The following is a 17,618-nucleotide window of genomic DNA, read 5'->3' as shown; positions in this document are numbered from 1 at the left end:
CAGGAGCACATCATGGGATTCAAAGAAGGAAACTTCCCTCCCGTCGATCCGGCAACGTTCATGGACAAGCCGTTTCTCGAGCGTCTGCGTGACATGTCCACGCACTGGGTGGATTACGGCTTCGGTACGCCGAAGATGGTCCACACCGTCTACATCATGAAACTGTTGTTCCTCTACCTGGCAGCTGGAACAGCCGTTGCCACTTTGACTTCCGGTCTCTCGTGGTTCGACATCGGATCGTGGTGGAACCAGCCGATCGTCTACCAGAAACTCATCATCTGGACGATGATGCTCGAGATGCTGGGCTTGGCAGGATCCTGGGGGCCGCTCGCCGGCCACTTCAAGCCGATGACCGGTGGAGTTCTCTACTGGCTCCGCCCCGGCACCATACGTCTGCCACCGTGGCCGGGCAAAGTGCCGCTCACCTCGGGTGACACCCGCACGGTGTTCGACGTCTTCATCTATGTCGCCGCAGTCGCCAATCTCCTTGTTGCCGCTGTTCTCCCCGGTGTTCACACCACAGGAATCGACTCGGCAATCGCTGACAATGCCGGACTGGTGCGCCCGACGGTCTTGTACTCCTTCCTGGTACTCATGGTGATTCTCGGGTTGCGGGACAAGGTGCCCTTCATCGCTGCCCGTAGTGAGCAGTACCTGCCGGCGATCTTCTTCTTCACATTCCTGCCGTTCGTCGACATGATCCTGGCGCTCAAACTGCTGATCGTCATGGTGTGGATCGGTGCCGGTGTCTCGAAGTTCGGTCGCCATTTCTCGCTGGTGGTTCCTCCGATGCTCAGCAATACCCCGTGGATCCCGTCGAAGAAGATCAAGCGCGCCCACTACCGGAATTTCCCGGAGGATCTGCGGCCTTCACACCTGGGCGGCGGCGTCGCACACGTGGCCGGAACGATGGTCGAAATCGTCACCCCGTTGATACTGCTGTTCTCGACGAACAAGACCCTCACGATCCTCGCCGTGATCCTCATGGTCGGATTCCATCTGTTCATCGCGTCGACCTTCCCGCTTGCCGTCCCACTCGAATGGAATCTTCTGTTCGCCTACGCCTCGGTCTTCCTGTTCCTGGGATTCCCGGCATGGGACGGCTACGGACTCGGCGCCATGTCCTCACCGTGGATTACCGCGGGAATTGTTGCAGCCCTTGCCTTCTTCCCCATTCTCGGAAACCTTCGACCCGATCTGGTGTCCTTCCTGCCGTCGATGCGTCAGTACGCCGGCAACTGGGCATCCGCGACGTGGGCATTCGCGCCGGGCGCTGAAGCCAAGATCGACCAGTTCATCAAGCGTCCGTCGCCGGATACGCGCAATCAGTTGATGACGATGTACCCCGAAGATGTGTCCGATGTCGTTCTGCATCAGCTGTTGGGCTGGCGTTCCATGCACAGCCAGGGGCGTGCGCTGTTCTCTCTGATGATCAGGCACCTCGGCGACGACATCAACACGTACTCACTGCGGGAAGCAGAGTTCATGTGCAACTCCATCGTCGCCTTCAACTTCGGTGACGGGCACCTGCACGACGCGAAGTTGATCGCAGCCATTCAGCGTCGCTGCAATTTCGCACCCGGTGAGTTCCTGGTGACCTGGATCGAATCGCAGCCCATCCACAAGGGAACGCAGGAGTACCAGGTGATCGATGCCGCTCTCGGTGTCATCGAACGAGGTACTTTCAAGGTCGCCGACGCAGTCGCCGAACAGCCGTGGTTGCCGAACGGGCCCATTCCGTTCGACGTTCAGTGGACACTGGACGTACGGGCCGACCGCGCGGCAACGGATCCGCAGGTTGTCTCCGAACCGAAGATGCGTACGAGGGTCAGCGGTAGCGAGCAAGAGGTGAGTAAGTGACAAAGGCCGTAGTCGTCGGCAGCGGGCCCAATGGGCTCGCTGCCGCGGTACACCTCGCACGTAGCGGTGTGGACGTGCAGGTGCTCGAGGCTGCCGACCAGATCGGCGGAGGCACCCGCTCCGGTCCGATCGACGTGCCGGGGTTGATCCATGATCACTGCTCGGCGTTTCACCCGATGGGTATCGGCTCGCCGTACCTGTCCAAGCTGGACCTCGAGCGATACGGGCTGATCTGGAGATGGGCAGAGGTGGACTGCGCGCATCCGCTCGACAACGGGGACGCCGGGGTTCTGTACCGCTCGCTGGAGCAGACGGCTGCGGGACTCGGCGCTGACGGGCCTCGATGGCAACGCATGTTCGGTGACTTGTCGACTGGGTTCGATGCGCTGGCGTCCGATCTGATGCGCCCGATCGTCAATGTTCCGCACCATCCGCTGCGGCTCGCAGCTTTCGGTCCGCGAGCGCTGCTTCCGGCAACGGTGACCGCCAAACTGTGGAAGACGGACAAGGGGAAGGCGCTGTTCGGCGGGGTTGCCGCACACGCCTTCTATCCACTCAACCGTCCGGCCACCTCGGCGGTGGGATTGATGATCACTGCTGCTGGTCACCGCTACGGTTGGCCGGTTGCCGAGGGAGGTTCGCGGTCGATCACCGACGCGATGGCTGCGATGCTCCTCGATCACGGCGGCAAGATCGACACCGGCGTTCGGGTTCGTACGGCCTCCGAGATTCCGGACGCCGATGTTGTTCTGCTGGATGTCAATCCGGGGGGTGCGCTCGAAATTCTGGGCGATCGACTCCCTGGCCGAGTGGCGAGGGCCTATCGAAAGTTCAAGCAGGCTCCCGGAGCATTCAAGGTCGATTTTGCGATCGAAGGTCATGTGCCGTGGACCAATCCGGACTGTGCTCGGGCCGGAACTGTCCATCTGGCAGGTGGTTTCGACGAAATCGTGGCCGCTGAGCGTGAGACGAATTCAGGCCGCATGCCGGACCGGCCGTTCGTGCTGCTAGGTCAGCAATACCTGGCTGATCCCACCCGATCTGCCGGGAACGTTCATCCGCTGTATGCCTATGCGCACGTGCCTCACGGTTACGCCGGCGACGCTACGGAGGCGATCATCCGTCAGATCGAGAGGTTTGCGCCAGGATTCCGGGAGCAGATTGTCGCGACGTCGAGCAGTGGTACAGCTGACCTGGCAGAGGACAATCCGAATCAGGTAGGCGGCGACATCATCGGAGGTGCCAACACCGAACTGCAGGTTGTCTTGCGTCCGCGCGTCGCAGTCGATCCGTACAGCACGGGGATCGCGGGCACTTACCTGTGCTCGGCCTCGACCCCGCCGGGTGCCGGAGCACATGGAATGTGCGGGTACAACGCAGCCGAATCGGCTCTGAAGTACCTGCGACGAAAGGGTGCGGAAGTTCTGTGAGTAGTCCATCGCACAAGGAGCGAGGCGCCGGTGCGATGCGGCGCCTCGCCCGAGTGCCTGCAGCCGCGGAGCCGGAAGTGCTTGCGGTGGTTGCCGAGTTGGCACGACGACTCGACGAGCGCAGCGCCGACATCGCGCGTGAGATGGCCTTCATGATGGCTCACGAAATCGACCAATTGGATGCAGACGCCAAATTGCTCGAAATGCTCGAGGCCAGCGTGCAGGGAAACATCACGACGATCATCCACGTATTGGCCAACGACATTCCGATCGATCATCTCCAACCCACCACTGCTGCAGTGGAATACGCGCTGCGTCTGGCGCAGCGGGATGTCCCGTCCAACTCCCTTGTCCGGGCCTATCACATGGGCCAAGGCGATCTGATGCGGATCTGCCACGACGAGATCAGCACACTGGATATTCCGGCGCGACTCACTTTGGCTGTCCTGAAACACACTTCGGACGTGGTCTACAGCTACATCGACTGGATCACGCTCTACGTCTTCGACGCGTACGAGCGGGAACGCAGTCGATGGATGGCAGCGCAGGGAAACCTCCATTCGGCCGCAATCCACGCCCTCCTGTCCGGCGCCAACGCAGATACCGCTGCTTTCGAAGCGGAGACCGGGTACCGCCTCGGTCAGAACCACGTCGCCCTGGTGGTCTGGTCGACGTGGGATGCCGACGTCATGGGCATCAATACGCTGGACCGACTCGTACGTGATCTCGGCGCAGCGGCGGGAGCGGACAAGCCGCCGATCATCACCGCCATCGATCGGCGCACGGTGTGGGCGTGGCTGCCGTTCGGTCGCCGGGTGCCTGCGCCGGATCCGGAGGTTCTCGCGGCGGCAGTGCCGTTGGACGGCGGGGCGCGGGTGGCAATCGGACTGCCGGGGTCAGGGGTCGACGGTTTCAAACGGTCCCACGAACAGGCAACCGCCGCCTATTCGGTTGCTGCCGTCCCGGATACACCGCAGCGACCTGTGGTGAGCTTCGGAGACCGCGGCGTCGCTGTGGTTTCACTTCTGTCCGAGAACATCGATTCGACGAAGTCATGGGTCTGGGAGGTGCTTGGCCCGTTGGCGGAAGATACGCCCTCTGCTGCATCCTTGCGGACGACGTTGAGTGTGTACTTTGCACATGGTGAAAGTCATCTGCACACTGCCAATCACATGAATCTGCACCGGAATACGGTGAAGTATCGCATCAACAAGGCGCTCGGCGATCCAGTTGCTGCCGGCCGAGACAAGTTGGATCTTGCTCTGGCCCTGCAGGTTTGTGAGTTGTTGGGCAGATCGGTCTTGCGCCCGGCCAAATCGTCGTGAGTCGTGGATGCGACACGGCCTGTGGGCTCCGTATCGGGGTTTGATGTCCGATGCGGAGCCTGGCCGTGTTCTGTTGTGCCTGAGGTTCTTCTCAGGTTTTGAAGGTGGTGTTCGCCGGCCGCGGGTGCTGCTGCGGGTCGATCGAGGGTGGCGGGATGAACCAGGGTTTGTTGTCGGCGCCGATGCGGATCGCCCATTTCCCGACGAACCCGGATTTGCGGTGCATCAGTCGGTGGTGTGAACGGCACAGCAGGACCAGGTTGTTCATCACCGTCGAGCCGCCGTTCGCCCAGTGCCGGATATGGTGCGCATCCGTCCAGGCAGGCACACATGAACACCCCGGGAACGCGCAGCCCCTGTCTCGGGCGATCAACGCCACTCGCTGTTCGGGGGTGACCAATCGTTTTCCGGGTTTCGCATCGAGCGGTGCGCCGTGATCGTCGAGCAGCACGGTGGAGAGGAAACAATCGCACCCGAGGAGTCTGGTCTGCGATACGGACAGTGGTCCGAGCCAGGCATGTGCCCGACATCAAGATCCGACAGAGACTCTTCACCATCAGCCATGGAGGGTGTTGCGGCGCAGTCCCGGTGCTCCGCCAGATCCCGACAATTGATGTGCACGTTCACATGCGGACGCTGCCCACCATCGGTACCGGTTTTCGCGCAGTCCAGATACCGGCGGATCAGTTCGGTGAACCCGTCCGCGGTGCGTTTCGCCGCCGACCGGGCATCCGGCGTCCCGTCCGGTGCTGGGGTCGGCATTGTCAGATTCGACAACGCGGAGAGCAGCATTTCGCCGGTGAGGGCGTCGAAATCGCCGCGCACCACCACCCGACCGTTCAATGTCGAGGCGATCCGCAACTCGTTCCGGTCGACATCTTCGGCGGGCGGAATCTCATCGGATTCGAACAACCGCTCCAAGGTCGCGATCACGTTCCGCACTTTCGTCGTCGTCGCTTCCACCCCCGACGCAGCTGCGAGCAACAGGTCGATGCACTTCGGTAGTGCTTCCTCCGGCATCCCCTTCGGAGGTGACTCGCAGAACGCCACGATCAACACGGCATGATCGAACGAGCAATCCCCGCCATCGAACCGAGCCGCCACAGCCGGAAACGGCCGCAAAGCCGCACCCAACGCGGCGATCTTCTTCCCGTCCCGAACCTGCAACATCGTGTTCGCCGCCAACCAGGACCCCACACCGCGGCTGGCAATCACCTGATCATCCGGGCGCGTCGACAGTTCGTCGACCACCGCCACTCGAACGGCTTCCAGGCGCAGAATCTCCGCACTCGCCTCGACAGCAGCAGCGCGCAACTCGGCAGCAGTCAACTGCCACAGGCGTCCGCGTAACCCCACCGCAGAACCCGACACCACATCCGACAACAAGACGCTCATTGAATCCCCCGATCCCCTCCCCAAATCATATTCGAATATGTGTTCGAGTCAAGGGGTCATTCACCACCGAATCGGCCTGGCTCTGTGATGTCAGCGGGTTGTCATACTGTGGTCGAGTGACTTCGCCGTGGACAGCTGGGCAGGTGGCGTCGGTAGCTCCGGACGCCGCATCGCTGGCCGCTGCGCGCAAGTTGGCTGGTTCGTGGAGCCATGCCGGCAACATAGGTCTCGCGCTCTGGGGGCTGTGTCAGGGCAGCGGCTCGAAGCCGTATCAAGCAGTGGTCGACCTGCGGGGCCCTGCATACAAGTGCTCGTGCCCCAGTCGAAAGTTTCCGTGCAAACATGCTCTGGGGCTGTTGGTGGAATGGTCGGAAGGGCGTGTGCCGTCGGCGGACGAGCCCGCCGACTTCGCGGCAGAGTGGTTGTTGCGCCGCGAGGAGAAGGCCGAGACCCGCGGCGAAAGGGCTGAGACCGGCGACGAGGCTCCCAAGAGGGCTCCCGACCCGGCGACAGCGCAGAAGCGCGCCGACCGCGTTGCGAGCGGGCTCGTCGAATTGGACCTGTGGATCACCGATCAGATTCGCAGTGGTCTGGCAGCGATGGACACATCCTGGGCGGGCTTCGACGCAGTAGCTGCTCGAATGGTGGATGCTCAGGCGCCTGGTGTCGCAGGCACACTTCGAGCCTTGGCGGGCACCGTTGCGTCTACCGAGAACTGGCCCGAGAAAGTCCTCGACGAGTTGGCTCGGTTGCACCTGCTGGTTGCTGCGCATCAGAAGCTGTCCGAGTTGCCGGAAGATCTTGCCTATTCGGTGAAAGCACACGTCGGCTATCCGGTCTCAACCGAGAGTGTGATGGAATCGATTCCGGTGAAAGAGAACTGGATGATTCTCGGTTCCGGGATCACCGAGGAGAAGCGACTGTTCACCCGAACGGTGTGGATGCTCGGCAGGAATTCGAAGCGGTGGGCCATGCTGCTCGACTTCTCCCACGGGTCGGCCAATTTTGCCACCGAAACGCCGCCAGTCGGGTTTCTGCTCAACGCCGATGTTCATTTCTATCCCGGTGCCGCGGCATTGCGGGCGCGGATAGGGGTCACGCACGGAGAACCGGAGCCCTTCACAACCATGCCGTTCGGAAGCATCGACACTGCGTTGCAGCAGTTTACCGATGCCCTCGCCGCGGATCCATGGTTGCGCTCGTGGCCGGCAGTGATCAGTTCGGTGGTCCCGTCGTTCGTCGACGGATCATGGTTTGTCGTCGACGAATCGGGCACAGCGCTTCGGGCAGAGGGTGATTCGGATCTTCTGTGGAAGTTGCTCGGCATTTCCGGCGGTTACCCGGTCACAGTCTGCGGAACGTGGAACGCGCTGGCTCTTACTCCGATCTCGGTTTTCACGGGAGGGCAGGTGATCGTGCTGTGAGTACATTGATCTCAGCGGCGCTCCTTGGGACAGCCAGAACAGCAACAACATTCGAGGAGCTGCCGGCTGAAGTGCGTGGCTACGCTCGCGAACTCGACGGCGATCCTGCCGAGATGCTTCTCGCAGGAGCAGCGTTGGAGAGGGCGTACCGCCGTGGCGGTGCGGGCTCCACCACGGCGGCGGTGCCGACACCTGCGCCAGACGATGTTCGATTCACGCTGCCGGAATCCTCATCGGCGCATCTGCTGTCGATGCTCGCGGCCAAGGCGACCTTGCTCGACGAATGGTTCGCAGTCGCGTTGGAGCACAATTACCGTGCGCCTGATCATCTGGTCGCCGAGTTGCTTTCTTTTGCACGTGCAAGTGAAGCTCACCGGGAGAGCATCCTGCAGATTGTCGGCGAGCGTGGTCGATGGCTTGCCGCGCAAAACCCCGAGTGGAGCAAACTCGTCCGAACCAGGGATGCCAACCCGGACGTGTGGCGTCACGGAAGTTCGTCGCAGCGCACACAGTGGCTGATAGACACTCGTCGAACAGATCCCGCGCTGGCGCTGGCCGAACTCCGAAAGTCCTGGGCCACCGAGCGGGGCGAACAGAAGGCTGCCTTCGTCGCGGCGCTGGCAAACGGACTGAGCGCGGATGATCAACCATTGTTGGAGGAAGCCCTCGACGACCGTCGCAAGGACGTGCGACGCGCGGCAGTGGAAGTACTCGGACAACTCCCCGAATCGGAGTTCGGGGAGAGAATGGCTGCTCGGGTTCGGAAATGGGTGCGGGTGGAACGGAAACTCGTTCGGTCCACGCTCGTCATCGTCCCGCCTGAGGAAGTCGATTCAGCGGCGAGGCGAGACGGCATCGAAGACCGGCCGAATCCACACACCGACTATCGTGCCGAGTATGTGCGTCAGGCGATCAGTTCTGCGCCGTTGTCTCTGTGGAACAACATGATCGGTGGACCAGGCAAGGTCTTGGGGATGGGCGTTGACGAAAGCTGGGAGCCGATCCTTCACGACGCGTGGTCCACCGCCGCAGTCGCGCAGAACAATACGGAATGGGCGCTGGAACTCTTTCGTATGCGCGGCACCGCAACCGATCGACGCGTGCTCCCGTTGGTGCAGGCCAAGGCGCTGGCTGATCTGTTGAGGTCCGGAAACGGCGACGCCAATGTTCTGCACCCGGGCCGGGCAGCGATCTACGACGCTCTGCGAGGTCCATGGCCCGAGGACATCACCCGGGCAGTGGTAGCCCAGTGGGAACGAGTTGCGGCCAGACGTGCCGACGGAGGCGCCAAGGCCGGCGAATTCTCACGCTACAAGTACGTCGCATCGCTGCGCCTGGCCGAGACTCGATTTCCTTACAGCGCAGTAACTTTGCTGGAGCGTGCGGCGGAGCGTGCTCGTGACCCCGACTGGCGGCAAACCTTCGCCAGAACTGCCAGTGCCATCACCCACCGCAAGACTCTGCTCGAGGAGCTCAAGTGACTGACAGCGTAACCGTGCCCACCACGGAACCGGAAAAGCTCGCGCAACCGGGAAAGCTGATGCGGCCCCACGCAGAGCAGGAGTACGCGCTCGAACTCGAAGCACTGGCCGCGCAGGATGCTCGTCCGCGTCCACCGTCGTGGAACTTGTCGCCCTGGGCCGTCGTGACGTATCTGTTGGGTGGCACTCTCGACGACGGAACCGTCATTTCACCGAAGTACGTCGGTCCACGGAGGTTGATGGAAGTGGCCGTCGCAACTCTTGCCACCGACCGGGCGCTACTGCTGTTGGGGGTTCCCGGTACGGCCAAGACCTGGGTCTCCGAACACCTTTCGGCCGCAATCTCGGGTGCGTCGACGCTCCTGGTTCAAGGCACGTCGGGTACGCCCGAGGAAGCTATCCGCTACGGCTGGAACTACGCACGTCTTCTCTCCGAGGGGCCGACCGCCGGTGCGCTGGTGCCTTCTCCCGTGATGACGGCGATGGAAACCGGGAAGATCGCCCGCGTCGAAGAGTTGACGCGTATCCCGGCCGACGTGCAGGACGCTCTCATCACCATTCTCTCCGAGAAGACGTTGCCGGTGCCGGAACTGGGCATCGAGGTGCAGGCCGCCAAGGGCTTCAATCTGATCGCTACCGCCAACGATCGCGATCGCGGTGTCAACGATCTGTCGTCCGCACTGCGTCGACGGTTCAATACCGTAGTCCTCCCGTTGCCGGCCAGCGAGGAAGACGAGGTGGCCATCGTGGCACGTCGAGTCGAACAGCTGGGCGCAGCACTGGAATTGCCGACAACCCCCGCAGCAGCCGAGGAAATTCGCCGGGTCGTCACCGTGTTCCGGGAACTGCGATCAGGCGCGACCACCGACGGCCGCACCAAGTTGAAGTCCCCGTCCGGAACTCTGTCGACGGCGGAGGCGATCTCGGTGGTCACCAACGGTTTGGCGTTGTCTGCGCATTTCGGGGACGGCGTACTGCGGGCATCCGACGTCGCTGCCGGAATCCTGGGTTCGGTGATCAAGGATCCGGTCGCAGACAAGGTGGTGTGGAACGAGTACCTCGAGGCAGTAGTGCGTGAACGCGGCGAGTGGTCCGACTTCTACCGGGCGTGCCGCGAGGTCACCGGGTGACCATCGTGATTCCGGACCTGCGTGTCCGGGTCTTCGGTATCCGTCACCACGGCCCGGGATCTGCTCGTTCGGTTCGGCAGGGTCTGGAAGAGTTCTCGCCTGACGTCGTCCTGATCGAAGGGCCTTCGGACGCAGACCCGTTGGTGATGCTGGCAGCGTCGGAATCGATGGAACCACCGATTGCGTTGCTCGCGTACGCCACTGGCGAGCCGTCGAAGGCGGCCTTCTGGCCGTTTGCGGTGTTCTCACCCGAATGGCAAGCGCTGCAGTGGGCTGCGAAGAACGGTGTGCAGGCACGGTTCTGCGATCTGCCCGCCTTCAACGTGTTGGCGGATCAGGGGATTCGTACTGTCCGCGAGGGCGATCCTCTGTCGGAACTGGCCGCGGCCGCGGGTTTCGACGACACCGAGCGCTGGTGGGATTCGGTGATCGAATCGAGCTCGGGCGCAGATTCTTTCGATGCGATCACCGAGGCGATGGAGGCGCTGCGTGAGACAGTGCCGATCGACGAGGAGACAGCGCATCGCGAAGCGTACATGCGTCAGGTGCTGCGAAAGACGTTGAAAGATGGCGCTGAGCGGGTAGCGGTCGTCTGCGGAGCCTGGCACGCGCCGGCGTTGGTCGGAGCCTTGGGGCCGGCGGCACCCGATGCTCGCATCCTCAAAGGAATGTCCAAGGTCAAGACCTCGCTGACCTGGGTTCCCTGGACACATTCACGCCTGGCGTCGGCATCGGGTTACGGCGCCGGAATCACCTCGCCGGGCTGGTATCACCACCTGTTCACCGCGAACGACAAGACGATCACGCGGTGGCTCACCAAAGTTGCGCGGGTGCTCAGGGACGAGGACCTTCCGATCTCGAGTGCTCACGTCATCGAAGCTGTCCGGTTGGCAGATACGTTGGCGGCACTGCGTTCTCGACCCTTGGCGGGATTGTCGGAGGTCACCGAGGCAACGAGGTCGGTGATGTGCGACGGGAACGACGTTCTTCTGGATCTGATCACGCGAAGATTGGTTGTGGGCGAAGCGCTGGGCGCGGTGCCCGAGGAAACTCCGACAGTCCCACTCGAAGCAGACCGGCGCGCACGCTCGAAGACCTTGCGGCTCAAACAACAAGCGGGAGCAAAGACTCTCGATCTGGACCTGCGACGCGACATCGACGTCGAGCGTTCCCAGTTCCTGCACCGACTGGGGATACTCGAGATCGATTGGGGAACCCCGGCCGACAGTGAGGTCCGTTCCACCGGAACGTTCCGGGAGACTTGGGCGCTGCAATGGAAGCCCGAATTCTCGGTCTCGGTGATCGAGGCGTCGCTGTGGGGCACGACGGTGGCTGCAGCGGCAACATCACGTGTCGTCTCGAAGATCAACGAGCCGGACATCACTCTCGCGTCACTGATCGGACTACTGGAGAACTCGCTCCTGGCAAACCTGCCGGCAGCGTTGTCCGCTGTGCTGGAAAGTGTGAAAACGGTGGCGGCACTAGATCATGACGTGTCGCACCTGATGGCGGCGCTGCCCACGCTGACGCGAACGCTGCGGTACGGCGATGTGCGCGGAACCGACGTGTCTGCCTTGGTCGACGTCGCCGACAGCCTGTTGATCCGCATTTGCACCGGCCTCGCAGTCGCCGTCACGGGCCTGGACGATCCCAGTGCCGAGGAGTTTCGCGAACACCTCGACAAGGTTCACTCGGCAGTCATGGTTCGTGACGATCGCGATGCGAGCGCACGGTGGCTGCAGGCCATGGCCGGCGTGATCGACCGTGACGACGTCAACGGATTACTCGTCGGACGGTTGGTGCGGCTACTGCGCGACAGCGGTTCGATCACGGAAACCGCTGCAGCCCAGCGCTTGTCTCGGGCCCTGTCCGTGGGAAGCACGCCGACCGCCAAAGCCGGGTGGGTCGACGGGTTTCTCGGTGGAGGAGGGCTTGTGCTCGTTCACGATCGAGCGTTGCTCACGCTGATCGACACGTGGGTTCGCCAACTTCGTGAGCAGGACTTCATCGACACGCTTCCACTGCTTCGACGTACGTTCGGAGCGTTCGAGGCGGGGGAGCGTCGAGCGATCGGTCAGGCGGTCAGAGGTGGACGACGCGTCGAAACGACAGTGGAGACCGATGCTCGACGCGGCAGAGCGGCAATGGCGGTCGTTGCGGACATCTTGGGGGTGGGCGCATGAGCGACGACGATCAGCGCCTTCGACGCTGGAGACTGATGCTCGGGGAATCCGCCGAAGAATCGACGGGTGGGCTGGGCCAACCGGGCGAGCGTCGAATGGATGCAGCTCTTGCCGCACTCTACGATTCGTCCGGCCCGACCAAGGGGCGACGCCGCTCAGCAGGATTGGGGGCGTCGGCTCCGTCCGTCGCCAGATGGCTCGGCGATATCCGGACGTACTTTCCCAGCACGGTGGTGCAGGTGATGCAGAAGGACGCGATCGACCGACTGGGTTTGGCGCAGTTGCTGCTCGAACCGGAACTGCTCGATGCCGTCGAGCCCGATGTGCATCTGGTCGGGACGCTGCTGAGCCTCAACCAGGTCATGCCGGAGGCCAGCAAGGCCACTGCTCGAATGGTCGTCGGCAAGGTGGTTCGGGAAGTCGAAGAGCGAATCGCGCAGAAAACGAAGGCCGCGGTGACCGGGGCACTCAATCGTTCGGCCAGAACGTCGAATCCGAAGTTGCGTGACATCGACTGGGACCGAACCATCCGAGCAAATCTGTCGCACTACCTTCCGGAGTATCGAACCGTCGTCCCCGAGCGGCTCGTCGGATACGGCCGCAAGTCGAAATCCGTGCAGCGCGACGTAGTCCTGGCGATCGACCAATCGGGTTCGATGGCGTCCAGCGTCGTCTACGCATCCGTGTTCGGCGCGGTGTTGGCGTCGATGCAGGCGCTGAAGACTTCGCTCGTGGTTTTCGACACTGCCGTCGTCGACTTGACGGACAAACTGTCCGATCCAGTCGACGTCCTTTTCGGGACCCAACTTGGTGGGGGCACGGACATCAACCGCGCTATCGCGTACAGCCAGTCACTGATCTCGCGTCCTGCCGAGTCGATGTTCGTTCTGATCTCGGACCTCTACGAGGGCGGTATTCGCAACGAGATGTTGCGCCGGATGGCCGCCATGAAGAACTCCGGCGTTCAAGTCGTGGTTCTACTGGCACTCTCGGACGACGGGGCACCGTCGTTCGATCACGACAATGCAGCGTCGCTGAGTGCCCTCGGGATTCCCGCGTTTGCGTGCACGCCGGACAAGTTTCCGGAACTGCTGGCGGTGGCTCTGGAACGCGGGGACGTGTCGGCTTGGGCGGATCAGCTCAGCCTCGAACAGCACTGACCGGTCTGCTTCGAGAACCTGAACACCGGGTACACCCGCACGATGGGTGACGGACAGGTTGCTGGTTCGACGACGCAGGCGGGTTCAGGACTGGTTCTCACGGTGTTGGCATCCAGCCAATTCCTGATGACCTTGGACAGTTCGGTCATGAACGTTTCGATGGCAACCGTCGCCGAGGACGTCGGCACGAGCATCACCGGTATTCAAACCGCGATCACGCTGTACACCCTGGTCATGGCGACGCTGATGATCACGGGCAGCAAGCTGGGGTCGATGATGGGTCGTCGCCGGGCTTTCGCGCTCGGCTTGATCATCTACGGCGCAGGTTCTCTGACAACGGCGCTCGCTCCCAATCTTGCGGTCCTGCTGATCGGATGGTCGTTCCTCGAAGGCGTCGGTGCGGCACTCATCATGCCCGCGATCGTCGCGCTCGTCGCCACCAACTTTCCGGCGCAGAAGCGCCCGGCTGCCTACGGTCTGGTCGCTGCCGCCGGCGCGATGGCCGTGGCGGTCGGGCCGCTGATCGGCGGCGCCGCGACGACATTTGCGTCATGGCGTTACGTGTTCGTCGGCGAAGTCGTGATCGTTGTCCTGATCTTGCTGGTGCTGAGCAAGGTGGTCGACGTCCCACCGTCGAAGTCGCGCCTCGACTACGTCGGATCGATCTTGTCCGTGGTCGGGCTGGGCATGATCGTCTTCGGCGTACTGCGCTCGAGCGAGTGGGGTTGGGTGCAGGCCAAACCCGACGGACCGCAGTTGGTCGGGCTTTCCCCGGTGGTGTGGCTGCTGATCGCCGGGCTCCTGGTCGTGTACGGATTCCTGCGCTGGGAGGGACGCCTGGCCGCTGCGGGGAAGGAGCCGTTGCTTGATCCGGCGATGCTGCGAAACCGCGAGCTCAGTGGCGGGCTGTCGATGTTCTTCGCGCAGTTTCTGGTCCAGGCGGGCGTGTTCTTCGCGGTCCCGTTGTTCTTGTCCGTAGTTCTGGAGCTCAGTGCCCTGGAGACGGGAGTTCGCATCCTGCCGTTGTCGGCGGCGCTCGTCGTGGCGGCGATCGGTATTCCGAAGCTACGGCCTACCGCGAACCCGCGACGCGTGGTCCGAGTCGGATTGTTGGTCATGGTCGTCGGCATTCTGATGCTCGTTGCAGGCATGGACCCCGGCGCCAATGCGGCGATCGTGATGATTCCCATGCTGTTCATGGGTTTCGGCTTGGGGTGCCTGTCTTCGCAGCTCGGAGCCGTCACGGTGTCCTCGGTCCCGGACGAGCGCAGCACCGAGGTCGGCGGGTTGCAGAACACCGCCACCAACCTCGGCGCTTCCTTGGGAACTGCCCTGATCGGATCGGTTCTCATTGCCACTCTCACGACGTCGGCGATCGCCGGAATCGAAGACAATCCGGCGGTTCCGACTTCGGTGCAGCAGCAAGCGAGCACCGACATGGCCTCGGGCGTGCCGTTCCTGTCGACGACGCAACTCCGATCCGCTCTCGATGACGCCGGCGTCGCCGAGTCCACGGCGGATGCGATCGTGGACGTGAACGAAGAAGCCAGGCTGGACGCGTTGCGTGTCGCTTTTGCCGTGGCAGCGCTGCTCGCCATCGCCGCGTTGTTCCCGACCGCTCGAATCCCCCGCGTCGCGGTCGGCGACAAACGTGGTTCGAGCTAAGAATCAGCAATCGCGGATCGACCTGGACGATCGACGGAACGACCTCTGGATATAGTGATCTGCGCACAATCGATTCGTCAGATGGCTACCGTTGTGAAGGAAACAAGCAGCGAGTCTGAAACACTGACGTTTCACCGGATAAGGGTTCGGTGGGGAGCCAGGGGAGGTTCGGATGGCCAGGCGAGCGGATTCGACGCCCGCTGATGGCGCCTGCGCAGATGTCGGGATGCCTCGCTGATGAGCCGTCCGAGTCGATTGGGCAGGCAAGATCCTGCTTCGGAGGCCGACTGCAACAGCCTGTTTCGCCGTCAGATAGACGAAGCTGCAGCCGTCGCGCCGTTCGCCAATCTTGCGTACATGGCGAGTTTGGTCGTGATTCTGACCTACACCGTCCCGCCCGGACGTCAGACGCTCAGGTGGTTGGGTGGCGCCCTCATCTTTCTCGTCCTCGCGAATTCGATCCGAGTATGGATTCCCCTTCGCTGGCGGCCGTCGAAGCACACCCCGCGCTACGACTACGTGGGTCTGCTCGTCGAAGTGATCGTGGTCGCGACCCTCGACGTCACACTTTTCGCTCTGCTCTTTCACGACATGGACGTCTTCCGCGACTTGGTTCTGATCGCGACGATGGCCGGGATCATGGGCGCCGGGACCGTGACGTTCTCGAGTCTGAGATCGGTGAGCCTGACCTGGATCTACATTCACGGCCTCGGCGTCTTCACTGTTCTCGTCGTCCACGCCGAACCCCACTTTCGCATACTTGCGATTCAGTTGTGCATCTACATGTTTGCGCTCACCGTAGGGGCGGTCTATCTGTCGGCCTCTTTCCAGAGACGTTGTCTCGCAGAGTTTCAGGCGGAATCCGAGCGTCAGACTGTGGCGTTGTTGCTCGACGGTTTCGAGGGCGGTTCCCGCGACTGGCTGTGGGAGTGCGACACCAACGGCCGGTTCTCCCACACCTCGGCACGTCTCGCCGAGGTCGCAGGTATGACGGTGGACGAGTTGCAGCAACTCACCTTCGGACAACTCCTCACCAGACTCCAGATCGCATCGAGTCCGGAGGGGCGTGCGGCCGCGGCCCAGATGATCGACAAACTCGAATCGAGTGCTCCCTTCCGGGACACTGTCGTGCCGGTGCATGTCGACGGTAGGCGACGCTGGTGGTCTCTTTCCGGCAATCCACGGGTCCTCGAATCCGGCGTGATTCTGGGTTGGCGCGGTGTCGGTTCCGACATCACGGAGAGGTATGTCCACGAGCAGGAGATCCTTCGCCTTGCGGCCACCGACTCGTTGACCGGGTTACCGAACCGTCGTGCGTTCGGAGTGGCGCTCGAGGAAGCGATCGACTCCCGCGCGCCGGAGAAGCAGGTTCTCGTCGGGATTCTCGACCTCGACAACTTCAAATCGGTGAACGACACCCTTGGCCATCCGATCGGGGACCAATTACTTCTCGAAGTCACGAAACGCCTTCGCGACGTGATCGGTTCGGACATGTGCTCGCGGATGGGCGGTGACGAATTCGGGCTGATCGTCTGCACCTCTTCGCGCGACGATCCCGGTGTGATCTTCGATCGGTACCTGGAAGTGCTGCACGAACCATTGTTCGTCGAAGGCAATCGGATCGAAGTGCGGGCCACGATCGGTTACTCGAGCGCGCCCGAGGATTCGACGGACGCCGACGGATTGGTGATGCTGGCAGATCTGGCTCTGTACGAGGCGAAGTCGACGGGACGCAATCGAGTGGGCAAGTTCTCACCGCTGCTGCGGGCGAGGGCATCGGCGCGGGCAACGGCGTTGCACGAGCTGGACAGAGGGATCGAGGAAGGGCAGTTCGATCTCCACTACCAGCCTCAGGTCGACACTCAGACCGGTGAAGTGGTGGCCTTCGAAGCTCTTCTTCGGTGGAACCATCCCAGCCGCGGCCTCATCGGGCCCAGCCAGTTCATCTCGGTGGCGGAGGAAACCGGAATGATCATTCCCCTCGGCGCGCAGGCAATGGCGATGGCGACCGCCGCTGCTGCGGGGTGGCCGACCGGAATCGGCGTCTCGGTCAATGTTTCACCAGTGCAGTTGGTGTCGCGAGAGTTCGGTGCGATGGTGAAGAAAGCGCTGACGGATTCGGGCTTGCCTCCGCAACTGCTGCAGCTCGAAATCACCGAGACAGGTGTTGTGGACGATCGCGCGATCCGGGATCTCTACAAGCTGCGTGAGCTCGGGGTTACCGTCGCACTCGACGATTTCGGCACCGGCTATTCGTCCTTCGCCACGCTCCAGAGACTTCCAATCGACGTTCTCAAGATCGATCGCATGCTGGTCACCGACTCGGACGATCCGAAGATGTCCGTGGTGAAGTCCATTGTCGAATTGGCCGCGGCCCTCGGTATGAAATCGTTGGCCGAGGGCGTGGAGACCATCGAGCAGTTCCGCCGCGTCCAGTGGGTCGGGTGTGACCTGGTCCAGGGTTACCACATCAGCAAGGCTCTGACCGCTGAGCGCGTCGATGTGTATCTTGCCGCGACGGACACGGAAACCGGGCGCAGCGTCCACCCACTTACGTGGCTGTGA

The 17,618-nt window shown here is 62.5% G+C and carries 10 protein-coding genes and 1 pseudogene; 10 read left to right on the top strand and 1 reads right to left on the bottom strand.

Going from position 1 to position 17,618, the window contains the following annotated elements; translation table 11 throughout:
- Positions 1–12: 12 nt before the first annotated feature.
- From M1L53_RS01020 to M1L53_RS01010, 3 genes are read left to right on the top strand one after another with little or no spacing between them, the layout of a single operon-like run.
- Complete coding sequence (locus M1L53_RS01020; RefSeq protein ID WP_042451545.1) at positions 13–1,860, top strand: DUF3556 domain-containing protein; 1,848 nt, start codon at positions 13–15, stop codon at positions 1,858–1,860.
- Positions 1,857–3,290 carry an NAD(P)/FAD-dependent oxidoreductase gene (locus M1L53_RS01015; protein ID WP_030536102.1) on the top strand — a complete coding sequence of 478 codons (1,434 nt, stop codon included), beginning with the start codon at positions 1,857–1,859 and terminating at the stop codon, positions 3,288–3,290. The genes M1L53_RS01020 and M1L53_RS01015 overlap by 4 nt, the downstream gene beginning before the upstream one ends.
- Before the next feature lie 35 nt (positions 3,291–3,325).
- Positions 3,326–4,615: a CdaR family transcriptional regulator gene (locus tag M1L53_RS01010; protein ID WP_054187007.1), complete on the top strand. Its 1,290-nt coding sequence runs from the start codon at positions 3,326–3,328 to the stop codon at positions 4,613–4,615.
- Positions 4,616–4,706: 91 nt separating this feature from the next.
- On the opposite strand, the pseudogene M1L53_RS01005 reads toward M1L53_RS01010, so the two are convergent.
- Positions 4,707–6,010: pseudogene (locus M1L53_RS01005) on the bottom strand (DUF222 domain-containing protein).
- Between the two features lie 116 nt (positions 6,011–6,126).
- On the opposite strand from M1L53_RS01005, the gene M1L53_RS01000 reads away from it, so the two are divergent.
- From M1L53_RS01000 to M1L53_RS00970, 7 genes are all read left to right on the top strand, one after another.
- The gene (locus tag M1L53_RS01000; protein ID WP_054187535.1) at positions 6,127–7,434 is read left to right on the top strand and encodes an SWIM zinc finger family protein; all 1,308 of its coding nucleotides are present in this window, start codon (positions 6,127–6,129) and stop codon (positions 7,432–7,434) included.
- Entirely contained in the window at positions 7,431–8,915 is a 1,485-nt protein-coding gene (locus M1L53_RS00995; protein ID WP_054187534.1) for a DUF5691 domain-containing protein, read from the top strand. The genes M1L53_RS01000 and M1L53_RS00995 overlap by 4 nt, the downstream gene beginning before the upstream one ends.
- Before the next feature lie 59 nt (positions 8,916–8,974).
- Complete coding sequence (locus tag M1L53_RS00990) at positions 8,975–10,045, top strand: AAA family ATPase (RefSeq protein WP_030536085.1); 1,071 nt, start codon at positions 8,975–8,977, stop codon at positions 10,043–10,045.
- On the top strand, positions 10,042–12,228 hold the full coding sequence (locus tag M1L53_RS00985) for a DUF5682 family protein (RefSeq protein WP_083471176.1): 2,187 nt from the start codon (positions 10,042–10,044) through the stop codon (positions 12,226–12,228). The genes M1L53_RS00990 and M1L53_RS00985 overlap by 4 nt, the downstream gene beginning before the upstream one ends.
- Positions 12,225–13,388, top strand: a complete 1,164-nt coding sequence (locus M1L53_RS00980; protein WP_047269390.1) for a VWA domain-containing protein — start codon at positions 12,225–12,227, stop codon at positions 13,386–13,388. Before M1L53_RS00985 ends, M1L53_RS00980 begins: the two co-directional genes overlap by 4 nt.
- A 42-nt stretch (positions 13,389–13,430) precedes the next feature.
- A complete protein-coding gene (locus M1L53_RS00975; RefSeq protein WP_042446444.1) occupies positions 13,431–15,053 on the top strand; it encodes an MFS transporter in 1,623 nt (540 codons plus the stop codon).
- Between the two features lie 237 nt (positions 15,054–15,290).
- Positions 15,291–17,618, top strand: coding sequence for a bifunctional diguanylate cyclase/phosphodiesterase (locus tag M1L53_RS00970; protein ID WP_054187532.1), 2,328 nt, complete (start codon positions 15,291–15,293; stop codon positions 17,616–17,618).

This window comes from Rhodococcus sp. T9N, assembly GCF_024436645.1.
Classification (GTDB): domain Bacteria; phylum Actinomycetota; class Actinomycetes; order Mycobacteriales; family Mycobacteriaceae; genus Rhodococcus_F; species Rhodococcus_F qingshengii.
This window is presented reverse-complemented; position numbering and strand designations above follow the sequence as displayed.

Excerpts from the sequence above, each read along its gene's own strand:
- M1L53_RS00990 (WP_030536085.1), top strand. The coding sequence starts at position 8,975 with ATGCGGCCCCACGCAGAGCAGGAGTACGCGCTCGAACTCGAAGCACTG.
- M1L53_RS00980 (WP_047269390.1), top strand. The coding sequence starts at position 12,225 with ATGAGCGACGACGATCAGCGCCTTCGACGCTGGAGACTGATGCTCGGG.
- M1L53_RS00975 (WP_042446444.1), top strand. The coding sequence starts at position 13,431 with ATGGGTGACGGACAGGTTGCTGGTTCGACGACGCAGGCGGGTTCAGGA.
- M1L53_RS01020 (WP_042451545.1), top strand. The coding sequence starts at position 13 with ATGGGATTCAAAGAAGGAAACTTCCCTCCCGTCGATCCGGCAACGTTC.
- M1L53_RS00970 (WP_054187532.1), top strand. The coding sequence starts at position 15,291 with ATGAGCCGTCCGAGTCGATTGGGCAGGCAAGATCCTGCTTCGGAGGCC.
- M1L53_RS01010 (WP_054187007.1), top strand. The coding sequence starts at position 3,326 with ATGCGGCGCCTCGCCCGAGTGCCTGCAGCCGCGGAGCCGGAAGTGCTT.